This is a genomic window from Sphingomonas sp. MJ1 (PH-R8) (genome assembly GCF_048058635.1).
GTDB lineage: Bacteria > Pseudomonadota > Alphaproteobacteria > Sphingomonadales > Sphingomonadaceae > Sphingomonas.
Genome location: NZ_JBBEFX010000001.1, coordinates 135,073 through 154,963, shown reverse-complemented (window position 1 = coordinate 154,963; position 19,891 = coordinate 135,073). Strand labels below are relative to the sequence as shown.

Annotated in this window: 21 protein-coding genes; 13 read left to right on the top strand and 8 right to left on the bottom strand. The window is 68.5% G+C overall.

Features of this window, described 5'->3' with window-relative positions; all coding sequences use genetic code 11:
* Nucleotides 1–3: 3 nt before the first annotated feature.
* The gene (locus tag VPH46_RS00760) at nt 4–1,284 is read right to left on the bottom strand and encodes an efflux RND transporter periplasmic adaptor subunit (RefSeq protein WP_416608013.1); all 1,281 of its coding nucleotides are present in this window, start codon (nt 1,282–1,284) and stop codon (nt 4–6) included.
* Between VPH46_RS00760 and VPH46_RS00755 the strand changes: the two genes are divergently transcribed.
* Nucleotides 1,277–2,059, top strand: coding sequence for a TetR/AcrR family transcriptional regulator (locus tag VPH46_RS00755; protein WP_416608010.1), 783 nt, complete (start codon nt 1,277–1,279; stop codon nt 2,057–2,059). The two genes, VPH46_RS00760 and VPH46_RS00755, sit on opposite strands and share 8 nt — an antisense overlap.
* Before the next feature lie 19 nt (nt 2,060–2,078).
* Here the strand turns inward: VPH46_RS00755 and VPH46_RS00750 are convergent, their stop codons facing one another.
* Entirely contained in the window at nt 2,079–2,726 is a 648-nt protein-coding gene (locus VPH46_RS00750; protein ID WP_416608007.1) for a Crp/Fnr family transcriptional regulator, read from the bottom strand.
* Nucleotides 2,727–2,991: 265 nt separating this feature from the next.
* Here VPH46_RS00750 and VPH46_RS00745 point away from each other — a divergent pair, with 265 nt between their 5' ends.
* The 9 genes from VPH46_RS00745 (at nt 2,992) to ccoS (ending at nt 11,278) form a co-directional block, all read left to right on the top strand.
* On the top strand, nt 2,992–3,291 hold the full coding sequence (locus VPH46_RS00745) for a hypothetical protein (protein ID WP_125960005.1): 300 nt from the start codon (nt 2,992–2,994) through the stop codon (nt 3,289–3,291).
* 97 nt (nt 3,292–3,388) lie between these two features.
* Nucleotides 3,389–5,074 (top strand): cytochrome-c oxidase, cbb3-type subunit I, encoded by a 1,686-nt coding sequence (gene ccoN, locus VPH46_RS00740; protein WP_416608004.1) that lies wholly within the window; start codon nt 3,389–3,391, stop codon nt 5,072–5,074.
* Nucleotides 5,075–5,085: 11 nt separating this feature from the next.
* The gene (ccoO, locus tag VPH46_RS00735; RefSeq protein ID WP_416608001.1) at nt 5,086–5,820 is read left to right on the top strand and encodes a cytochrome-c oxidase, cbb3-type subunit II; all 735 of its coding nucleotides are present in this window, start codon (nt 5,086–5,088) and stop codon (nt 5,818–5,820) included.
* Entirely contained in the window at nt 5,817–5,981 is a 165-nt protein-coding gene (locus VPH46_RS00730; RefSeq protein WP_416607998.1) for a cbb3-type cytochrome oxidase subunit 3, read from the top strand. Before ccoO ends, VPH46_RS00730 begins: the two co-directional genes overlap by 4 nt.
* Entirely contained in the window at nt 5,974–6,939 is a 966-nt protein-coding gene (gene ccoP, locus VPH46_RS00725) for a cytochrome-c oxidase, cbb3-type subunit III (protein ID WP_416607995.1), read from the top strand. The genes VPH46_RS00730 and ccoP overlap by 8 nt, the downstream gene beginning before the upstream one ends.
* Nucleotides 6,926–8,473: a 4Fe-4S dicluster domain-containing protein gene (locus VPH46_RS00720; RefSeq protein ID WP_416607992.1), complete on the top strand. Its 1,548-nt coding sequence runs from the start codon at nt 6,926–6,928 to the stop codon at nt 8,471–8,473. Before ccoP ends, VPH46_RS00720 begins: the two co-directional genes overlap by 14 nt.
* Nucleotides 8,470–8,949 carry a FixH family protein gene (locus VPH46_RS00715; RefSeq protein ID WP_416607989.1) on the top strand — a complete coding sequence of 160 codons (480 nt, stop codon included), beginning with the start codon at nt 8,470–8,472 and terminating at the stop codon, nt 8,947–8,949. Before VPH46_RS00720 ends, VPH46_RS00715 begins: the two co-directional genes overlap by 4 nt.
* Nucleotides 8,946–11,093, top strand: a complete 2,148-nt coding sequence (locus tag VPH46_RS00710; RefSeq protein WP_416607986.1) for a heavy metal translocating P-type ATPase — start codon at nt 8,946–8,948, stop codon at nt 11,091–11,093. The genes VPH46_RS00715 and VPH46_RS00710 overlap by 4 nt, the downstream gene beginning before the upstream one ends.
* Nucleotides 11,090–11,278, top strand: coding sequence for a cbb3-type cytochrome oxidase assembly protein CcoS (gene ccoS, locus VPH46_RS00705; protein ID WP_416607983.1), 189 nt, complete (start codon nt 11,090–11,092; stop codon nt 11,276–11,278). Before VPH46_RS00710 ends, ccoS begins: the two co-directional genes overlap by 4 nt.
* 284 nt (nt 11,279–11,562) lie before the next feature.
* On the opposite strand, the gene VPH46_RS00700 is transcribed toward ccoS, so the two are convergent.
* Entirely contained in the window at nt 11,563–13,110 is a 1,548-nt protein-coding gene (locus VPH46_RS00700) for an alpha/beta fold hydrolase (RefSeq protein WP_416607980.1), read from the bottom strand.
* A gap of 243 nt (nt 13,111–13,353) precedes the next feature.
* On the opposite strand from VPH46_RS00700, the gene VPH46_RS00695 reads away from it, so the two are divergent.
* Entirely contained in the window at nt 13,354–13,752 is a 399-nt protein-coding gene (locus tag VPH46_RS00695; protein ID WP_416607978.1) for a VOC family protein, read from the top strand.
* A 220-nt stretch (nt 13,753–13,972) separates the two neighbouring features.
* A complete protein-coding gene (chrA, locus tag VPH46_RS00690) occupies nt 13,973–15,163 on the top strand; it encodes a chromate efflux transporter (protein WP_416607976.1) in 1,191 nt (396 codons plus the stop codon).
* A gap of 145 nt (nt 15,164–15,308) precedes the next feature.
* Here chrA and VPH46_RS00685 read toward each other — a convergent pair whose 3' ends face one another.
* Entirely contained in the window at nt 15,309–15,998 is a 690-nt protein-coding gene (locus VPH46_RS00685) for an OmpW/AlkL family protein (protein WP_416607973.1), read from the bottom strand.
* Between the two features lie 130 nt (nt 15,999–16,128).
* On the opposite strand from VPH46_RS00685, the gene VPH46_RS00680 reads away from it, so the two are divergent.
* The gene (locus tag VPH46_RS00680; RefSeq protein ID WP_416607970.1) at nt 16,129–16,368 is read left to right on the top strand and encodes a hypothetical protein; all 240 of its coding nucleotides are present in this window, start codon (nt 16,129–16,131) and stop codon (nt 16,366–16,368) included.
* Nucleotides 16,369–16,470: 102 nt separating this feature from the next.
* On the opposite strand, the gene VPH46_RS00675 is transcribed toward VPH46_RS00680, so the two are convergent.
* The 4 genes from VPH46_RS00675 to greA form a co-directional block, all read right to left on the bottom strand.
* Nucleotides 16,471–17,481: a 2-hydroxyacid dehydrogenase gene (locus VPH46_RS00675; RefSeq protein WP_416607967.1), complete on the bottom strand. Its 1,011-nt coding sequence runs from the start codon at nt 17,479–17,481 to the stop codon at nt 16,471–16,473.
* Between the two features lie 14 nt (nt 17,482–17,495).
* Nucleotides 17,496–18,362, bottom strand: a complete 867-nt coding sequence (locus VPH46_RS00670) for a pirin family protein (protein WP_416607964.1) — start codon at nt 18,360–18,362, stop codon at nt 17,496–17,498.
* Nucleotides 18,359–19,321 (bottom strand): glutathione S-transferase family protein, encoded by a 963-nt coding sequence (locus VPH46_RS00665; protein ID WP_416607961.1) that lies wholly within the window; start codon nt 19,319–19,321, stop codon nt 18,359–18,361. Before VPH46_RS00665 ends, VPH46_RS00670 begins: the two co-directional genes overlap by 4 nt.
* A gap of 71 nt (nt 19,322–19,392) precedes the next feature.
* Nucleotides 19,393–19,869 carry a transcription elongation factor GreA gene (gene greA / locus VPH46_RS00660; RefSeq protein WP_125960018.1) on the bottom strand — a complete coding sequence of 159 codons (477 nt, stop codon included), beginning with the start codon at nt 19,867–19,869 and terminating at the stop codon, nt 19,393–19,395.
* Between the last annotated feature and the right edge of the window lie 22 nt (nt 19,870–19,891).

Genomic DNA, 19,891 nt, shown 5'->3' with positions numbered 1-19,891 from the left:
GGATCAGCGTCCCGATGCGGGGCCGTTGGCGGCACCCGGTTGCCCGGGCTGCCCCGACTGCGCGGCAGTGCCGCCCTGGCCCGGCTGCCCGGCGGCCCCACCCTGTCCGGCCGGCCCGGCGCGGCCAGGGGCGCCGGCTGCGGCGGGCTGCTCGCCCTGCACCCGCACCTTGCCGCCCGGCTGCACCTTCTGCCAGCCTTCGGTGATCACGCGGTCGCCCGCCTTCAGGCCCGAGCGGATGATCCAGTTGGCACCGCTCTGCCCGCCCAGCTGCACCTGGCGCGTGCTGACGCTTCCGTCCTGCGCGACGACGGAGACGCTCGCGTTGGTGCCGTTGATCTGCACGGCGCGCTGCGGCACCATGAAGCCGTTGACGGTGCCCGCCGACAGGCGGCCGCGCACGAACTGTCCCGGCAACAGGCGGCGATCCGGGTTCACAAAGCTTGCTCGCAGCACCTGGCTGCCGGTTGCGGGATCGACGCTCAGGTCGGCGAAGTTCAGCCGGCCGACCGGACCATATTCCTCACCGCTCTCCAGGATCAGCCGGACTTCCACGCCGGTGAGCGTCGGAAGCTTGAGTTCACCGTTGCGCGCGCGGGTAAGCAGCGTCTGCAGCTCGGTGCTCGACTGGGCGAAGACAGCGTAGACCGGGGTCAACTGCTCGATGGTCGTGAGCGGCGTCGCCTGGGTAGCGCTTGCAAGCGCACCCTCGGTCACCTGCGCCCGACCCACCCGGCCGCTGATCGGCGCCCGCACGGTGGCGTAGCTCAGCTCCAGCTCCGCACGCGTCAGCGCCGCGCGCGCATCGGCGACGCTCGCCTCCGCCTGGCGAAGCGTGGCCTGGGCGGCCTCGAACTCCTGCGCGCTCACCGCACGCTCGCTGATGAGCGGCCGGTAGCGTTCATATACCTGGCGGGCGTTTACGCGCGTCGCCTCTGCACGCTGCACTGCAGCGCGAGCCTGCTGCACCGCCGCGCGCTTGTCGCGCGGATCGATCAGGAACAGCGGCGTGCCTTCGCGCACGTCGGTTCCTTCCTGATAGAGACGGCGCTCGATGATGCCGTCGGTCCGCGCGCGGACTTCCGCCGAGCGCACCGCCTCGATGCGGCCGGGCAGCTCGATGATGTTAGGGACGCTCTGCGCCTGGATGGTCACCACCGACACGAGCGGCGGCGGGGGTGCAGGCGCTTGCTCCGCACCGCCGCCACAAGAGGCGAGCGCAAGCGCACCAGCGACGACGACCAGCGTCCGGCCGGGCCGGCCGAAGGAGGGGGCGATGATCACAAACGATTCTCCAAGAGGGCGAGCCCGTGCAGGCGCGGATTTCTGTACCGCTCCGATGCGACAAATCAACTGCGTCGTGCATTTTTTTGCGGACCAGTTTATAACGTTTTCCGGGAAGCGTGGAGCTACTGATTTGAAATGTGGTGAACGCCGGGGCGCCGGCCGTCCGACGCGCGAAGAAGCAGCTGCTATCAACGATCGTGTGCTCGACGGGGCCCGTACCGCTTTCTGCCGCCAGGGGATATCTGGGGCGTCGATGGATGAAATCGCAACCGCGGTCGGCGTCACCAAGCACACCATCTACCGCCGCTATCCCAGCAAGGCAGCCTTGCTCGAAGCCGTTGTGCAGCGCGACATCGCGCGCTTCGCAGGAGAGATGCAGGCCGATAGCGATCAGGCGGCGGCAGAGGTCGGTGACCCCGTGGAGGCGCTGAAACTCGCCACGCGACGTTTCTTCCAATGCTGCGTGACGCCGGAGGACGTCGCCTTCATCTCCTTCCTTCAGGCGGAGGGCGCCTTTTCGGAGGACATGCGCCGCAAGCTGACGGAATGGGAGCGCGTTGCGAACGCACCGCTGCGCGAGCGCATCGAGGATGCGCAGGCGGCCGGCTGCGTTCGCACGGGCGACCCCGCCAGGATCTGTGAGGTCCTGGTCGATCTGATCGACGGCGGCGCCCGGCGGTCCACCTCCACCGAAGGTACCAAAAGCCTTTCCGAAGATCGGTTCGAGGAGCGCTGGAGCATCTTCGCGCGCGCGATGCTCGAACGCTGTTGAGGCACCTTAGCCGGCGAGGTTACTTGGCGGTCTCGCCCTCCGTCTCCAGGCGTTCCGCATCGAGGATGCGCACCCGCTTGCGTCCGGCCGCGACGATGCCGGCACGCTCCCACCGGCTCACCAGCCGGCTGACGCTATGGAGCGTCGTGGCGGTCAGTTCGGCGAGGTCCTGACGCGAAAGCGCCACCTGCACCCCGCCCTCGCCCGGCGCCCCGTCCGCTGCGAGCCGAAGGAGCGCGCGCGCCACCCGCTGGGCGACCGGAAGCGTGGATACCTCATGAAGCCGCTGGAGCATCTCCTCGTTCCGCTCGGCGATCATCTGCAGGAAGTTGCTCGCAAGTTCAGGGTGCGCGGCGATGAGCTGGCGCATTTTATCGGCCGGCCAACTCAGCGCGCGAATGTCGGTCAGTGCCGTGACAGTCGCGGGATAGGGCATCTGGCGGAGCGCCGCGACGCAGCCCGGCATCGTCCCCGGCCCCAGCATGTGCACGGTCATGGCCGTGCCCCCGGTCGACGTCCGCCACACCCGCACCCGCCCCTCCGTCAGCAGCAGGAACTGATCGGGGTAGTCCTCCTCGTACATCAGGACCTGACCGGCCCGGTACGTCCGGGGGGTCGCAGCGCGACGCAGCGCGGCGTCCAGTTCTTCCGGAAGACCGTCAAACAAGCGGCAATGGGTCAACAATCCTGGCACGGTGATTCCGTTTCTCCGCGCGAGGAAGCGGCGCGCCCGTTACAAGCAGCTGCGAACCCCCGCGGCCTCCCCGACAGTCCAGCACCTAGAAACCCGCACGACATGCTTCTTTGACGCGCGTCAAACGGCGTTGTTTGACCGCCATCAAATCCCGTTCGTCTCGGTCGTGCCATGCGGAACCCGTGATTCCGGGCACCTGAGCTGTGCCGGGACTATGGGCGCAGGGAGGACGATGCGCATGCCGATCGGAGTAATCACCGGTACCTATGGGCTGTTGATCCTGGTGACGCTGGTGTCGGGGTATTTCGCATTCCTGCACGCAAACACGCTCGCGCGGGAATCGCAGACGCCCGACAACGACGTCGTCGCCGGTCGAAGTCGCCCGGTCGGCCGCCGCGGGCGGGCACGCCGTTCGATCCTGGCGGTGATCATCTTCCACCTGGCCTGGATTGGCCTGATGGTTCTGATCGGCCTGCACGTGAGCGGCACGCTTTCCACCCTGGTCAAGTCTCAGGACGTGACGGTGCAGCGGCCGTAGGCGCCCGCGCCGCAGGTCTTGACGGAAATCAATGTTGCAGGGGGCCGAGCAGCCGAGGGCCCCCGTTAGCTGGATCGGCTGCTCGAGCGAGGGGCTCATGGACAATATCATCACAAATGCCGGAGCCTGGTTGCTCCTGGCCATTCTGGCGCTGTTCGGCGCGGCGCTTGCCGCCGACGCGGGCTTCGCCGTCCACATGGGAATCATGGCGATCGCGGCGCTGGCTGCGTCGTTCCTCACCATCTCGAAGGGCGACTTCAACGCGCTCCCGGGTCGGCTTGCCGGTCCCGCGGCACTGCAGAGCCGCTATTACGACGACGTGATCCGCTGGGGCGTGATCGCGACCGTCTTCTGGGGCGTCGTCGGCTTCCTGGTCGGCGTCGTCATCGCCCTACAGCTCCCCTTCCCGGCCCTGAACCTCAATAACGAGTTCACGACCTTCGGGCGCCTGCGGCCGCTGCACACCTCGGCCGTGATCTTCGCGTTCGGCGGCAACGCGCTGCTCGCGACGAGCTTCTATGTCGTGCAGCGCACCTGCCGCGCGCGGCTGTTCGCACCCAAGCTCGCGAACTTCGTGTTCTGGGGCTACCAGCTGTTCATCGTCCTGGCGGCGACCGGCTATGTCCTCGGCATCACCGAGGGCAAGGAATATGCCGAGCCTGAATGGTACATCGACCTGTGGCTGACGATCGTCTGGGTCTGCTACCTCGCGGTCTTCGTCGGCACGATCGTGAAGCGGTCCGAACCCCACATCTATGTGGCCAACTGGTTCTACCTGTCCTTCATCATCACCATCGCGATGCTGCACATCGTCAACAACCTGTCGATGCCGGTGTCGCTGCTGGGCTCCAAGTCCTACGCCGCATTCGCGGGCGTGCAGGATGCGCTGACCCAATGGTGGTATGGCCACAACGCGGTCGGCTTCTTCCTGACCGCCGGCTTCCTCGGCATGATGTATTATTTCGTGCCCAAGCAGGCCGAGCGCCCGGTCTACAGCTACCGGTTGTCGATCATCCACTTCTGGTCGCTGATCTTCCTCTACATCTGGGCGGGTCCGCACCACCTCCACTATACCGCGCTGCCGGACTGGGCGCAGACGCTGGGCATGGTGTTCTCGGTGATGCTGTGGATGCCGAGCTGGGGCGGCATGATCAACGGGCTGATGACGCTCAACGGTGCCTGGGACAAGATCCGCACCGATCCGATCATCCGCATGATGGTCTTCGCGCTCGCCTTCTACGGCATGGCGACCTTCGAAGGCCCGATGATGTCGATCAAGTCGGTCAACTCGCTCAGCCACTATACCGAGTGGACGGTCGGCCACGTGCACTCCGGTGCGCTCGGTTGGAACGGCATGATCACCTTCTCGGCGATCTACTACATGGCGCCGCGCCTGTGGGGTCGTGAGCGGCTCTATTCGCTCCGGATGGTGAACTGGCACTTCTGGCTCGCGACGCTGGGGATCGTTCTCTACGCCTCCTCCATGTGGGTGGCGGGCATCACCCAGGGCCTGATGTGGCGCGAGTACGGCGAGGACGGCTACCTGGTCTACGCGTTCGCCGAAGTCGTCTCCGCGATGAAGCCCTACTACGTGATCCGCATGCTGGGCGGCCTGTTCTACCTCACCGGCGCGCTGGTGATGGCCTGGAACATCTTCAAGACGATCAAGGGCGACCTGCGCCAGGAGGCACCGATGACCGACGCCGCCTTTGATCCCGAGGCGGACCGCCCGGTCGTGCGGGTGCCCGCCGCCGGCGCCGCCCAGCCCGCTCCCGCCGAGTAAGGACAAGGACGATGGCTTCCAAGTTCCTCGATCACAAGAAGATCGAACGCAATGTCACCGTGCTGGGCGTCCTCGCCTTCCTGGCGGTGATCATCGGCGGCATCGTGGAGATCGCTCCGCTGTTCTGGATCGACTCCACGGTGGAGAAGGTGGAGGGGGTTCGACCCTACACCCCGCTCGAGCTGGCCGGTCGCAACATCTACATCCGCGAGGGCTGCTACAACTGCCACAGCCAGCAAATCCGCCCCTTCCGGGACGAGGTCGAGCGCTATGGCCACTACAGCCTCGCGGCTGAGAGCATGTACGACCACCCGTTCCAGTGGGGCTCCAAGCGCACCGGGCCGGACCTCGCGCGGGTCGGCGGTCGCTATTCGGATGAATGGCACGTCCAGCACCTCAAGGACCCGCGCTCCGTGGTGCCGGAGTCGATCATGCCGCCCTATGCCTTCATGGCCGCGCGCGACCTGGAGGCGGGCGACATGGCCAAGCACCTGACCGCCATGCGCCGGGTCGGCGTCCCCTACACGGACGAGGACATCCAGAAGGCGCAGCAGGACCTGCAGCTTCAGGCGCTTGCCGACGGCGACGCCGCGGACCTGGTCCGCCGCTATCCCAAGGCGCAGGCCCGCGATTTCGACGGGGATCCCAACCGGCTGACCGAGATGGATGCGCTGGTCGCCTATCTCCAGATGCTCGGCACCACCGTCGATTTCCGGTCGGCGGAGGCACAGGAGCAGCCCCGGTGACCTACACCGATCTGCGGCATTTCGCAGACAGCTACGGCCTGGTCTTCATGAGCGTGGTCTTCCTCGTGCTGGTCGGATGGACGTTCCGCCGCAACGCCGGGAAGCACCACGACCAGGCCGCCCACAGCATCTTCGAGGAAGAGGACCGCTCCGATGGTTGAGCGCAAGCGGATCGACGACAAGACCGGCACCAGCACGGTCGGCCACGAATGGGACGGCATCGAGGAACTCGACACGCCGATGCCACGCTGGTGGCTGATCACCTTCTTCGCCAGCATCGTGTTCGCCGCGGTGTATGTCGTCCTCTATCCGGCATGGCCGCTGGTCCACAGCGCCACCGCGGGCGTGCTCGGCTGGTCCAGCCGGGGCCAGCTAGCGAAGGAAGTGGCATCCGAGGGCAATCGCAAGGCACCGATCGAGCAGGCACTGGCCCGCATTCAGATCGAGCGCCTGCCGGAGAACAGCGAGCTGTTCCAGGCGGCCGTCGCCGGCGGCAGCGCAGCGTTCAAGGTCTATTGCGTCCAGTGCCATGGTGCAGGCGCCGCCGGCACCAAGGGCTATCCCAACTTGAACGACGACGACTGGCTCTGGGGTGGCGACCTGAAGACGATCCAGCAGACGTTGCTGAACGGCATCCGCCAGCCGGGCAACGATGCGACCCGCATGTCGGTGATGCCCGCCTTTGGCCGCGACGGCATCCTCCAGCCGGCAGAGGTTCAGGACGTGGTGAGCTATGTCCGCGTCATCTCCCGCCAGGAGAAGCCGAGCGAGGCCGCCCGCCGCGGCGCCACGCTGTTCGCGAACAACTGCGTCGCCTGCCACGGGCCGCAGGGCAAGGGCATGCGCGAGTTCGGTGCCCCGAACCTGACCGACGGCATCTGGCTGTACGGCGGTGATCGCGACACGCTGACGGAGACCGTCACCAACTCGCGCTATGGCGTGATGCCCGCCTGGGGTCATCGCCTCGACCCCGTCACCATGAAAATGCTCGCGGCCTATGTCCATTCGCTGGGCGGCGGCGAGGCGTTCGTACCCGAGACGCCGGCAGCCGTTGCGGCCGCCACGTCCAACCCGGAGGCGGCCACACCGGTCGCGCAACCCCGAAATGTCCAGCCCTGACGACCTGGCGGGCCCCAAGCAGAAGCTGTTCGAGGCCCGCACCAAGATCTTTCCCAAGGCAGTCGACGGCAGCTTCCGCCGGCTGAAGTGGGCGCTGATGGCCGTGACCCTGACCATCTACTATGTGACGCCGTGGCTGCGGTGGGATCGGGGCCCGTACGCCCCCGACCAGGCGGTGCTGGTGGACATCGCCCACCGCCGCTTCTTCATGTTCTCGATCGAGATCTGGCCGCACGAGTTCTACTATGTGGCCGGCCTGCTCATCATGGCCGGGATCGGCCTGTTCCTGGTGACCTCTGCCGTGGGGCGCGCCTGGTGCGGCTATGCCTGCCCGCAGACGGTGTGGACCGACCTGTTCGTCCATGTCGAACGCGCGATCGAAGGCGACCGCAACGCGCAGATCCGCCTGCAAAAGGCGCCCTGGGGTCCGGCCAAGATCGCCAAGCGCGTCACCAAGCACGGCATCTGGCTGCTGATCGCGGTTGCGACCGGGGGCGCCTGGATCTTCTACTTCGACGATGCGCCGACGCTGTTCGGGCAGGTCGTCCGCGGCCAGGCGCCGATCGCCGCCTATGCCACCATCGCGATCCTGACGGGCACCACCTATGTGCTGGGCGGGCTGATGCGCGAGCAGGTGTGCGTCTATATGTGCCCGTGGCCGCGCATCCAGGGTGCGATGCTCGACGAGAAGTCGCTGCTGGTCACCTACAAATACTGGCGGGGCGAGCCGCGCACCCATGGCCTGAAGCGCGCCGGCCCTGCCGCGCGCCGGCCGGAGGTGCAGGACCAGGGCGCCGAGCCGCAGGGCGGCATCCCGTCGCTGGTGGCGCTCGCCGCCAACCCGGAAAAGACGCCGCGGATCGGCGACTGCATCGACTGCAATGCCTGCGTGGCGGTGTGCCCGACCGGCATCGACATCCGCAACGGCAGCCAGATCGGCTGCATCACCTGCGGGCTGTGCATCGATGCGTGCGACCAGATCATGGCCAAGATCGGCCGACTGCCGCGGCTGATCGGCTACAGCACCATCGCCGACGAGACGATCGCGGGCGAAGGCGGCGAGCCGATGCATCCGCTGCGCCGCCTGCTGCGGCTGCGCACCATCCTCTACACGCTGGTGTGGGCAGGGATCGGCATGGGCATGTTGTTCGCGCTCGGCACCCGCACGCGCATCGACCTGTCGGTCAGCCAGACGCGCAACCCGCTCTACGTCCGCCTGTCGGACGGCAGCATCCGCAATACCTACACGATCAAGGTCCGCAACATGGAGAACCGCCCGCGCGAGGTAGCGATCAGCCTTTCGGGCCTGACGGGCGCCGCCATGTGGAACGACGCCGGCAGCCGCGAGACGGCGGGCTCGACCGTGCGGCTGAAGGTGCCCGCCGACCAGGTCGCGAGGACCCGCGTGTTCGTAGCCGCGCCCGCTCAAGGACCGACCCGCCAGGACGTGACCTTCACCGTCCGCGCCCTCGACCAGGAAGGCGGCCAGGACACCGACGAGAACTTCTTCGAGCGCCCGGAGACCGGACAATGATCAGCCCCCGCCCCGCTCCCGGCCGCCGCTTCACGGGCTGGCACATGCTGGCGATCCTGCTGGGCATGTTCGGCACGATCATCGCGGTGAACTTCGTCATGGCGCGCTTTGCAGTCGGCACGTTCGGGGGAACCGTGGTCGACAACAGCTATGTGGCGAGCCAGAAGTTCAACCGCTGGCTTGCCGAGGCACGCGCGCAGGAAGCGCTTGGCTGGAAGCTCCAGACGGTGGTCGACGAGGGCAGGATCGTGCGCATCACGACCAACTCCCCGATGGGGCCGCTGTACGCCGCCACGATCGACGCCGTGGCGACCCACCCGCTGGGCCGCGCCCCCGAGCAGAAGCTCCACTTCGTGAACGTCGGCGGCGGCGCCTTTGCCTCGCAACAGCCGCTGCCGGAAGGTCGCTGGCTGCTGCGGATCGAGGTACGCGAGGGCCGCGACACCGCCCGCTTCGACGACCAGGTCGGCGCATGAACGCCCCCGCCCCCGCGGTCGTCGCGGCCGAAGGCTGCGCCACCAGCCAGTTCAGCGTGCCGACGCTGCACTGCGCCGGCTGCATCGCCAAGCTGGAGGGCGGGCTGGCCGCCACGCCGGGGGTGATCGACGCGCGGGTCAACTTCACGGCCAAGCGGGTGCGGGTCACCCACCTTCCCGAGCTCGACACCGGCGCGGTGCGCGCGGCGATCGCCCGCATCGGCTTTCCCGCCGAGCCGTTCCTGGGCGAAGCGGACGGTGCCGCCAGCCGGGAGAGCCGCGAGCTGGTGAAGGCGCTGGCCGTCGCCGGCTTTGCCGCGATGAACGTCATGCTGCTGTCTGTGTCGGTCTGGTCTGGCGCGGAAGGAGCGACCCGGCAGTTGTTCCACTGGCTGTCGGCGATGATCGCTCTGCCGGCGGTCGCCTATGCCGGGCGCCCATTCTTCCGCAGCGCCTGGGCGGCGTTGCGCCATGGCCGCACCAACATGGACGTGCCGATCTCGATCGGCGTGGTGCTCGCCTGCGGGCTGAGCCTCTACGAGACCGCGACGGGCGGCCACGACGCGTACTTCGACGGCGCCGTCATGCTGCTGTTCTTCCTGCTGGCGGGGCGCTTCCTGGACAGCGTGATGCGGGCGCGGGCGCAGGACAGCGCGGGCGCGCTGCTGCGCCAGACGGCGCCCGGCGCGCAGGTGCTCGACAAGCAGAACGTGCCCCAGTGGCGCGCGGCCGAGGAGCTTGCCCCCAACATGCGGATGCTGGTGGCGGCGGGCGACCGGCTGGCGGCCGACGGCGTGGTGGAGAGCGGCACCAGCAGCGTCGACCGGTCGCTGATCACCGGCGAGAGCGTGCCGGAGACAGTGGCACCCGGCAGCAAGGTGCTCGCGGGCACGATCAACATGGACGGGCCGCTGATCGTGAAGGTGACCGCTGCGGGCGAGAACACCGCGATCGCCGACATCGCCCGGCTGATGGAGGCGGCGGGCGGCACCAAGTCGCGCTATGTCCGCATCGCCGACCGCGCGGCGCGGCTCTACGCGCCGGCGGTCCACAGCCTGGCGGCGCTGAGCTTCCTGGGCTGGATGCTGGCCGGGGCGGGCGTGCATCAGGCGGTGCTGATCGCGGTCGCCGTGCTGATCATCACCTGCCCGTGCGCGCTGGGGCTGGCGGTGCCGGTGGCGCAGGTGGTCGCGTCCGGCGCGTTGATGCGGGCGGGCGTGCTGATCAAGGACGGTTCGGCGCTGGAGCGGCTGGCGGAGGCCGACGTCGCGCTGTTCGACAAGACCGGCACATTGACCCTCGGCCGGCCGACCCCGTTCGGCACCTTGCCGCTCACCGCAGAGGAGAAGCCGGTCGCGCTCGCACTGGCGCGCGCCAGCCGCCACCCGCTGTCGCGGGCGCTGGCTACAGCGCTGGAGGCAGAGGGCATTCAGGCGGCGACGCTCGCGCACATGATCGAGCAGCCGGGCCTCGGCATCGAGGGACATGTCGATGGGGTGCGCGCACGGCTCGGCCGGGCGGACTGGGTCGGCGCGGAGCAGCCGGCGGGGGGCGCGGCGCTCAGCACCGGCTTCGTGCTGGGCAGCGCGCCCGCGCGGCTGCTGCGGTTCGAGGACGCCCTGCGACCCGATGCCGAGGCGGCAGTCGCGCGGCTGCGCAGCCAGGGGCTTGCGCCCGCCATCCTGTCCGGAGACCGGGCGCAGGCCGTGGCGGCGATCGGCCATCAGCTGGCGGTCGACGCGACGGCCGAGCTGTCGCCCGCCGACAAGTTCGCCGCGATCGAGCGGCTGTCGGCATCGGGGCGGCGCGTGCTGATGGTCGGCGACGGCCTCAACGACGGCCCGGCGCTGAAGGCGGCGCACGTGTCGATTGCGCCCTCCTCCGCCAGCGACGTGGGCCAGACCGCCGCGGACCTGCTGTTCCTGGGCGACCGGCTGATGCCGGTGCCGGTGGCGGTCGCCGCCGCGCGCCGCACCATGGCCGTGGTGCGGCAGAACTTCGCGCTGGCGATCGGCTATAACGTGCTCGCCGTGCCGCTCGCGATCGCGGGCTATGTGACGCCCCTGATCGCGGCGCTCGCCATGTCCGGTTCCTCGCTGATCGTGGTCGCCAATGCGCTGCGGCTGCGGAGTGCTGCCCGATGAACGGCCTGGCTCTGTTGATCCCCATCGCGCTGCTGCTGGGCCTGGCGGGCCTCGGCGCGTTCTTCTGGTCGGTGAAGTCTGGCCAGTTCGAGGACATGGACGGCGCGGCCATGCGGGTGCTGATCGATGACGAGGCCCCTGCCGAGGCTCCCGACGAGCGGTCGGATCGCGGAAGGTTAGGCTAAAGTTAGTCCAAGAACGCTTCCGTCGTCCTGTGCCGAAAGCGCGTTTTCGCGGCAGTGCGCGGCTTCTCCGGGCGGCATCACGCCGGCCCGGATTGCATCCTTCGCGCAGCTGATGGCGATCATGCTCCGGCAACGCTCCGACCTTCGGTTGAGGGGAGAGCAGCGTAGCGCGGCGTCGCTGCTGTAGGACAGAGGCGGCCTCGTCCCGGCGCGCCTGGAGCCTGGACCTCCGCCTTCAGATCGTGCGCTCTCTAACGGCATCGGGTGGAAAGCGGACGTCCGGCTTATCGGGCAGCCTCAAGCCTGCGCGGCGCGAGCACATCGCGCAGCCAGTCGCCGACCAGCGAAACGAGCCGGGGCGAACCGAGGTTCGCACCCAGGGCGGCGCTCTCTTCCGCGGTTCCGGTCGTGGCGCCTTCCTGGAACCAATGGCTCAGCCCGTCGAACACCACCACCTGGGCGCGCGGATTGCCGGCAAGCGCTGTGCGCGCGGCGGGCGCCTCCTGCGACGCGACGACCAGCGGATCCAGCGTGCCGAACACCGCCAGCACCGGCACCTGCAACGCGCGCAGATCGGACGCGGAGCGCAAGCGGTGCGCTCGGGCCACCTCTTCGGTATCGATCATCGCCAGCCCCGCTTCGCTTTCGACGCGTGTGAAACCCGACGCCTGCAGCCGGTCGACCAGCGTGGCGCGCAGCGGCGTCATCGCTGCGGCATCGCGGTTGTCGATCCGACCCTGGATCAGCGCAAGCGCGGCATCCACCGTCGGCTCGATCGAAGCCGCCGGCCGGTGTGCTGCAACCATCTGGTTGCGCAGCGCCTGGCGGAGGTAGGGCAGGCCGTCGCCGACGGAGCCCGCCAGCGTCACCACCGCGGCGATGGCCGGATCGGCCGCGGCCACGGCCGGCGCGATCACGCCGCCTTGGCTCTGCCCGACCAGCGCGACGCGGCGGCCGTCGAGCTCCGGCCGGCGGCGCATCGCGGCCACCGCCGCTGCGGCATCGGCAGTCAGCCGCTCGATGTCCTCGCGATACTCGCCGGTCGACTGGCCGATGCCGCGCTTGTCATATTCCAGTGTGGCGATGCCATCTGCGGCGAGTCGATTTACGATCTCGGGGAAGCCGCCGCGACCGTTGGGCCCGTGACCCTGGATCAGCGCGGCGATTGGCAACCGGCCGGAGCGCCCGACCGGCAGGTGCAGCGTTCCTGCGAGCGTCACGCCGGGTTCGGACGGGATCATCACGTCCGTGGCGATCGACCGCGGGCGGAAGGCGGCAAAGGCGCGAGTCACCCCGCCGCGGTCGGGTGCGCCGCGCTGAAACGCGACCGGGCCCAACGTCACGCTTCCCGCGGCGAGCCCGAGCGGGACGGACAGCGACTGGGTTCCGGCGGCGAAGGCGGAGGGCGCGGTGCCGCTGATCGTCACCTGCTGCCACCTGGGGGCAAACGTGACCTGCGCCTGGGCGAAGCGTGCGTAGCCGGGTGCTCCGCCCTGCATTCCGATCGTCACGGCCGTGGGGCGTTCCGCGCGTACCCAGAACACCGCACTCACCCGTTCTCCAGCGGAGAGCGCTCCCGGTATCGGAAGCGCAGCGCCGCTGGACCATGGCTCGCCGCCGCTCGTGCCACGCGGCTCGACCCGCACCGTGCCCTCTCCAGGCACGTCGGCATCGCGTGTCCGGGTATAGGCGGTGCCATAGACCTGCCATTCGGACGCGGACAGCACCTGCGCTTCCTGCGAACGCGCCGGCATCGGTGCGGAGAGCGCAACGATCGCCAGCGGCAGCGCCCAACGCAGTAGACCCTTCGAGCGTGTGCCGGTGTGTGCCATGCGCCTTCTCCCTGTTCGGTTACGATCAGTCCGTGAGCATGCGGTCCACGCACAGCCGCGCCTGCCAACGCGAACGCTTCGGGGCGTGACCTTCCGGCCCGCGACTGGGTGATCAGCGGGCAGCCTCCCTTGACGAGGAAGACCGTCATAGCAGGCATCGCGCGGCGCCGCTGCCCTTCCCGCGACGATCTCAAACGGGCAGCGTGCCTTGGCGCATTGCGCAGATTCGGGCAGCTTCACCGGATGCCGCAGCGCTTGAGTCTGACCACCCTTCTCGTCGACGAATATGACACTGCCCTGTCCTTCTTCGTCGGGAAGCTTGGCTTCGAGCTGCGTGAGGATTCCGAGCTGGCAGACGGAAAGCGGTGGGTCGTGGTCGCGCCGCGCGGTGCGCAGGGCGGACTGCTGCTGGCGCGCGCAATAGGCGACCGGCAACGGCAAGCGATCGGCAATCAGAGCGGTGGGCGGGTGTTCCTGTTTCTGGAGACCGATGACTTCGCCCGGGATCACCTCACCTACACACGGCGGGGCGTGCGTTTCGTCGAGGCGGCTCGCCACGAGCCATATGGCATCGTCGCCGTCTTCGAAGACCTTTACGGCAACCGATGGGATCTGATCCAACCTGCTTCCGTGAAGCGATAGTTCGCGGACTTGCCGGCTGGGGTTGGAAACGGAACAATCCCGCTGAACAGGTGGCAGCATCGCGGATCGGCCGCGAGGGCGTTCATCGCTCACCGCGGACGTTGTGTCCGGGCCGTGATCGTGCGTAGATGGCCGCACGGGCTTTTACCGCGGACGCCCGTTCAGACGGTTGTCGTCCAAGTCCGCTCCCGGATTCGCGCCCGCGCGACCAGGAGCCGATATGATGCACGCCCATTCGCCCCACCCTTCCGCCATCAGCCTTCCCCGGTTGTTCGCCAAGTTCCTGCGCTTCGGCATGCTGGCCTTTGGCGGGCCCGTCGCGCAGATCGCGATGATCCGGCAGGCGCTGGTGGAGGAGGAAGGCTGGATCCCCGGCAGCCGGTTCAATCGCCTGCTGGCGGTGATGCAGGTGCTGCCCGGGCCGGAAGCGCACGAGTTGTGCGTGCACATGGGCATGGTCGCGCGCGGGCGCATCGGCGGAGTGCTGGCGGGCCTGGGCTTCATGATGCCGGGCTTCCTCCTGATGCTGCTGTGCGCCTGGGCCTATGCCGCCTTCATTGCGGGCAATGCGCAGCTCGCGGGCGTGCTGCTGGGCGTGCAGGCAGCGGTGCTGGCGATCATCCTGCGGGCCGTGCACCGGATCGGCAGCCATATCCTGGTCGACCGGACCCTGGTGGGGCTGGCGATCCTCGGCCTCCTCGGCACGCTGGCGGGCATCCCCTTCTGGATCCTGCTGGCGGCGGCGGGGGCTGCCCATGCGTTTCTCAGGCGGCCGGTGGCGATCCTCGGCTCGGTGCTGCTGGTGGCGGTCGCGGCCTGGATCGGGATCCAGGCCCGCGGGGCGCCGGACGCCGTGGTCGCGCACGCGGCGGCCCCAGCCGGGGTTCTCGCCCTGTTCGTGGCGGGGCTCAAGGGCGGGCTTCTCACCTTCGGGGGCGCCTATACCGCCATCCCCTATGTGCGCGAGGATACGGTCGGCCGGGGCTGGCTGGCGGACGGCGCCTTCCTCGACGGGGTGGCGCTCGCAGGACTGTTGCCGGCGCCATTGGTGATCTTTGCGACCTTTGCCGGCTATCTCGCCGGGGGACTGGCGGGCGCGCTGGCGATCACGGCGGGGATGTTCCTGCCGGCCTTTGCCTTCTCGCTGCTCTTCTTCGAGCGGCTGGAGGCGCTGGTCGACAACCCGACCCTGCACCGCGTGCTCGACGGGGTGGCGGCGATGGTGGTCGGCATCATCGCGGCGACCTTCCTGGAACTCGGCGCCAGCACGCTGGAGCGAGCGCCGCGGCTGCTGCCGGTGGTGGCGATCTTCGTGGTTGCGGCGCTGGTCAGTTGGTGGCTGAAGGGGCGTTGGCTGCCGCTCGCGCTCGTGGGCTTTGGCGGCGCGGCGGGTTGGCTGGCGCTTTCCTGACGCCCTGCTGCCGCTTGCGCCGGGGGTTCGTCTTCCACTCCAGCGTCGTCGCACACGCAAAAACCCTGCCCCTCCGCCTCTCCGTCCTGCGCGGGCAGTCAGTTGAGGTGGAGGAACAGGGTCCCCTCGCTCTGGGCTGAGAGCCTTAGAAGCGGGTGCCGATGCCGATGCCGAACACCAGCGGATCGAGGCTGAGCTTGACGGTCTGGCGACCGGCCGCGGTGGTGTAGAGCTTGGCGGTGGTGTCGATGTCGATGTACTTCACGTCCAGGTTCAGGAAGACCTTGGGCGTGAGATCGATGTCGACGCCGGCCTGGGCGGCCCAGCCGAAGCTGTCGTCCATCTTGACCCGGGTCTCGCCGACCGCGTCCTCGAGCGAGCCCGACGCCTTCTCGTTCCAGAAGATCGTGTAGTTGACGCCGGCGCCGACATAGGGGCGCACGGTGCCGGTCGGGTTGAGGTGGTACTGGGCCGTCAGCGTCGGCGGGAGCACCCAGGTGCTGGCGAGCTTGCCGAGCGAGCCGGTGGTGCCGGTCTGGCCCGACGCCTTGTGCTTGGTGGTGGAGGCGATCAGTTCGAAGCCGATGTTGTCGGTCGCCATATAGGTGACGTCAACTTCGGGCATGAAGCTGTTGTTGACGCTGACCTTTTCACCCGGGAACGCCGGGAGCACGCTGCCCGACTCTTCGTTGGGCGCCACGACGATGCCGCGCAGGCGGACCAGGACATCGCCTGCCGCGACTCCGACGCGGCCGGTATCCTGGGCTGCCGCAGGCGTTGCCGCCACACCGGCTGCAAGAGCGGCGAGGATCGCGCCCTTCATCGTCTTGTTCATCCCCCGTCTCCTTCAAATTGGGTGAGGGCGGGATAGGAGCGGCCCCGCCCGCCAGCTTTGATCCAGCCCAAAGCCGTGTTTGCGCGCGGTCAACGTGGACAGGGAGGCCACGGCGCATGAAGGTAGCGCGATGCTGACCAGCGCCCCGCCCTTCACGCGTCTCGCCTGTGCGGCCCTTTCCGGGGCGAGCGCGCTGATGCTGGCAGTGCCCGCGGGTGCGCTGCCGAGCCGGGTGCTGGTGGTGGCGACGTGCCACGGCGGGCGCGTGTCGATCCCCATCGGGGAGGATCGGCAAGGGCCGGACAAGCAATGCCCCGGCGGGTGCCACGCGGCGTGTGCGCGCAAGCGTGGGGAAGACGACGCGGACTAAAGGCCCGGCTGCCCCGGTCGGCGGTGCCACGGTTCCAGGAACACGGAAACGCCGCTCCTGGACCGTGTAGCCACTCCCGCAGCCGCCGGTGGTATGGCCTGGCTAGGCGTGCACCATCTCTGCGCTGACGCGTAGCGGGAGGGGCGCACCGGCTTCGGCGCGGGCGAGACTGTCGAGGGTGGTGGCGGCGATGGCTTCGAGCGCCTCGTTGGTCAGAAACGCCTGGTGGCCGGTGACGAGGACGTTCGGAAAGGTCAGCAGGCGCTGGAAGACGTCGTCCTGGATGATCTCGTCGGACAGATCCTCGAAGAACAGGTCCGCCTCCTGCTCATAGACGTCCAGCGCGACGCCGCCGATCTTGCGGGACTTGAGGCCCTCGATCAGCGCAGAGGTGTCGATCAGGCCGCCGCGGCTGGTGTTCACGACGATCAGGCCGGGGCGCGCGGCCGCGATGGCAGCGGCGTCGACGATGTGGCGCGTCTCGGGCGTCAGCGGACAATGAAGGCTGACGATGTCGACCTGGCGCAGCAAGTCGGCCGGCTCGACATAGCGCACGCCGATCGCCTCCAGTTCGGGATCGGGCGTGACGTCGCTTGCCAGCACCTCGCAACCGAAGCCGAGGCGAAAGGCGCGCGCGACATACCCGCCGATGCGACCGGTGCCGATGACGCCCACCGTGCGGCCGTGGACGTTGCGGCCGATCAGCCCGTCGAGCGCGAAGTTATTCTCCCGCACGCGGGCCCAGGCGCGGTGGATCTTGCGATCGAGCGCCATCAGCAGCGCGACGGTGAACTCCGACACCGCATGCGGCGAATAGGCGGGCACGCGCACGACCGTGATGTCCAGCGCGTCGGCTGCGCGCAGATCGACATTGTTGAAGCCGGCGCACCGCAGCGCGATGGTGCGGATGCCCGTGTTCGCCAGCGCCTCCAGCACGGGCCGGTCGACCCGATCGTTGACGAAGACGCAGACCGCGTCGTGGCCCTCTGCAAGCACTGCCGTCTGCTCGTCCAGCCGCGCCTCGAAGAAGCTCAGCGCGTGACCGAACCGCGCATTGGCAGCCTCCAGGAACCGGCGGTCATAGCCCTTGGTACTGAACACCGCGACGCGCATGCTTGTCTCCCCTGTCAGATGCGAAGGCCGGCGGGATCGCCGAAGCAACCGGCCTGGTAATCCTGGATCGCCTGCACGATCTCCTCGCGCGTGTTCATCACGAACGGGCCGTGGGCGACGACCGGCTCGCCGATCGGGTCGGCGTGGCCGAAAAGAAGCAGCGCCCCGGCCTCGCTTGCGAGCGCGAGCGTGTCCCCGTCGTAGGCGAGTTCGGCGAGATGCCATTGCGGGAGCGGCTTGCCCGCGACGGCAACGTTTCCGCGCACGGCGTAGAGGAAGACGCTGCGGTCGGCGGGTGCCGGCAGGCGGACGTCGGCTCCGGGTGCGAGCGATACGACCGACATGAAGACGCCGGTGAGCGAGTCCACGGAGCCCTGCGTATCGGCGAAGCTGCCGGAGATGAGCCGCAGTTCGCTGCCGCTCCCGAGCGGCAACACCGGGATCGCATCCGCCTGCACGCCGGTGTAGCGCGGCTCGGTCATCTTGAGGCGGCCGGGCAGGTTCACCCAGAGCTGCAGGATCTCCATCGGGCCGCCGGTGCGCTTGAATGCGGGCGGGGAGAGTTCAGCGTGGATCAGGCCAGAGCCGGCCGTCATCCACTGCACGCCGCCGGCATCCACCACATAGGCGTGGCCGCCGGTGTCGTGGTGGGCGAGGCTTCCCTCCAGGATGAAGGTCACCGTCTCGAACCCGCGATGCGGGTGCGGGCCGAACGGCAGGCCGTGGTTGCCGGGCGCATAGGTCTGCGGACCGTGATGGTTGAGGAAGAGGAAGGGATCGACCTGCGGCAGGCTGGGTCCGGGCAGCGGACGGCGGGTGACGAGATCAGCGATGTCGTCGCGGTGCGCCGGGTGCGCGGCGATCAGGCTGCGGTCGCTCATGCGCCGAGCTCCAGCGCCATGTCCGGCCCGACGGGGACGATGCCGGTCGGGTTGATGGTGGTATGGCTCTGGTAATAGTGCCGCTTGATGTGATCGAAGTTGGTCGTCTCCGCCACGCCCGGCAGGTGGTAGAGGTCGCGCACGAAGCGGGAGAGCGCGGGATAGTCGGCGATCCGCCGCAGGTTGCACTTGAAGTGGCCGTGGTAAACCGGATCGAAACGAATGAGGGTGGTGAAGAGGCGGATGTCGGCCTCCGTCAGCGTGTCGCCGAACAGGTAGCGCCCCTGCCCCAGCCGCGCCTCCAGTGCGTCGAGGGCTGCGAACAGCGGGACGACGGCTTCCTCATAGGCGTCCTGGGTGGTGGCGAAGCCGGCGCGGTACACGCCGTTGTTCACGTCGTGGTAGATGCGCTCGTTGAGCGCGTCGATCTGCGCCCGTAGCGGTTCGGGGTAGAAGTCACCCTTGCGCGCGCCGACGCCGTCGAAGGCGCTGCCGAACATGCGCAGGATGTCGGCGGATTCGTTGCTGACGATGGTGGCGCGCTGTTTGTCCCACAGGACCGGCACGGTGACGCGTCCGCTGTAGTGCGGGTCGGCGGCGGTATAGACCTGGTGCAGATAGTCGGCGCCGTGGAGCGGATCACCGGTGACGCAGGGGCCGGCGGCGAAGGTCCAGCCGTTTTCCTGCATCAGCCAGTGCACGACCGAGACGGAGACGAGGTCTTCCAGCCCCTTCAGCCGGCGCGCGATCAGCGTGCGGTGCGCCCAGGGACAGGCGAGGCTGACATAGAGGTGGTAGCGGTCTGGCTCCGCGGCAAAGCCGCCCTCGCCCGTCGGACCGGCGGCACCGTCCGGCGTCACCCAGTTGCGGAACTGGCTCTTGGAGCGTTCGAAGCGCCCGCCCGTCTTGCTGGTGTCGTACCAGCGATCCTGCCAAACTCCGTCGACGAGCAGTCCCATGCGTTTCCTTCCTGGTTGCCCCGGCGGAACGCACGAGCCCGGCGAACGTCCCCGCGCGCCGGGCCGGTCGATCAGATGAACTCGATCTTGGACACCACGTAATAGCGGTCGCCGGCGGGAACCGAGACCTCGACCTCGTCGTCGACCTTGCGGCCGATGAGCGCGCGGCCGAGCGGCGAGTTGTACGAGATGCGGCCGGTCTTGGCGTCCGCCTCGGTCTGGCCGACGATCTGGTACTTCACCGGCTTGTCATCGTCGTCGAGCAGCGTGACGGTGGCGCCGAACACGATCTTGTCGCCCGACAGGTCGCGCGGGTCGATCACCTGCGCGCGGCTGAGCTTGTCCTCGATGTCGGAGATCGATGCCTCGACCTGGCCCTGGCGCTCCTTGGCAGCGTGGTATTCGGCGTTTTCCGAAAGATCGCCGTGCGCGCGCGCTTCCTCGATCGCGTCCACGATCTGCGGCCGTTCTTCTTTGAGACGCTTCAGGTCCTGGATGAGCTTTTCATAGCCCTCCTGGAGCATCGGCATCTTTTCGACGGTCGCCATCGTTGCGGTCCTTCGTTCACGT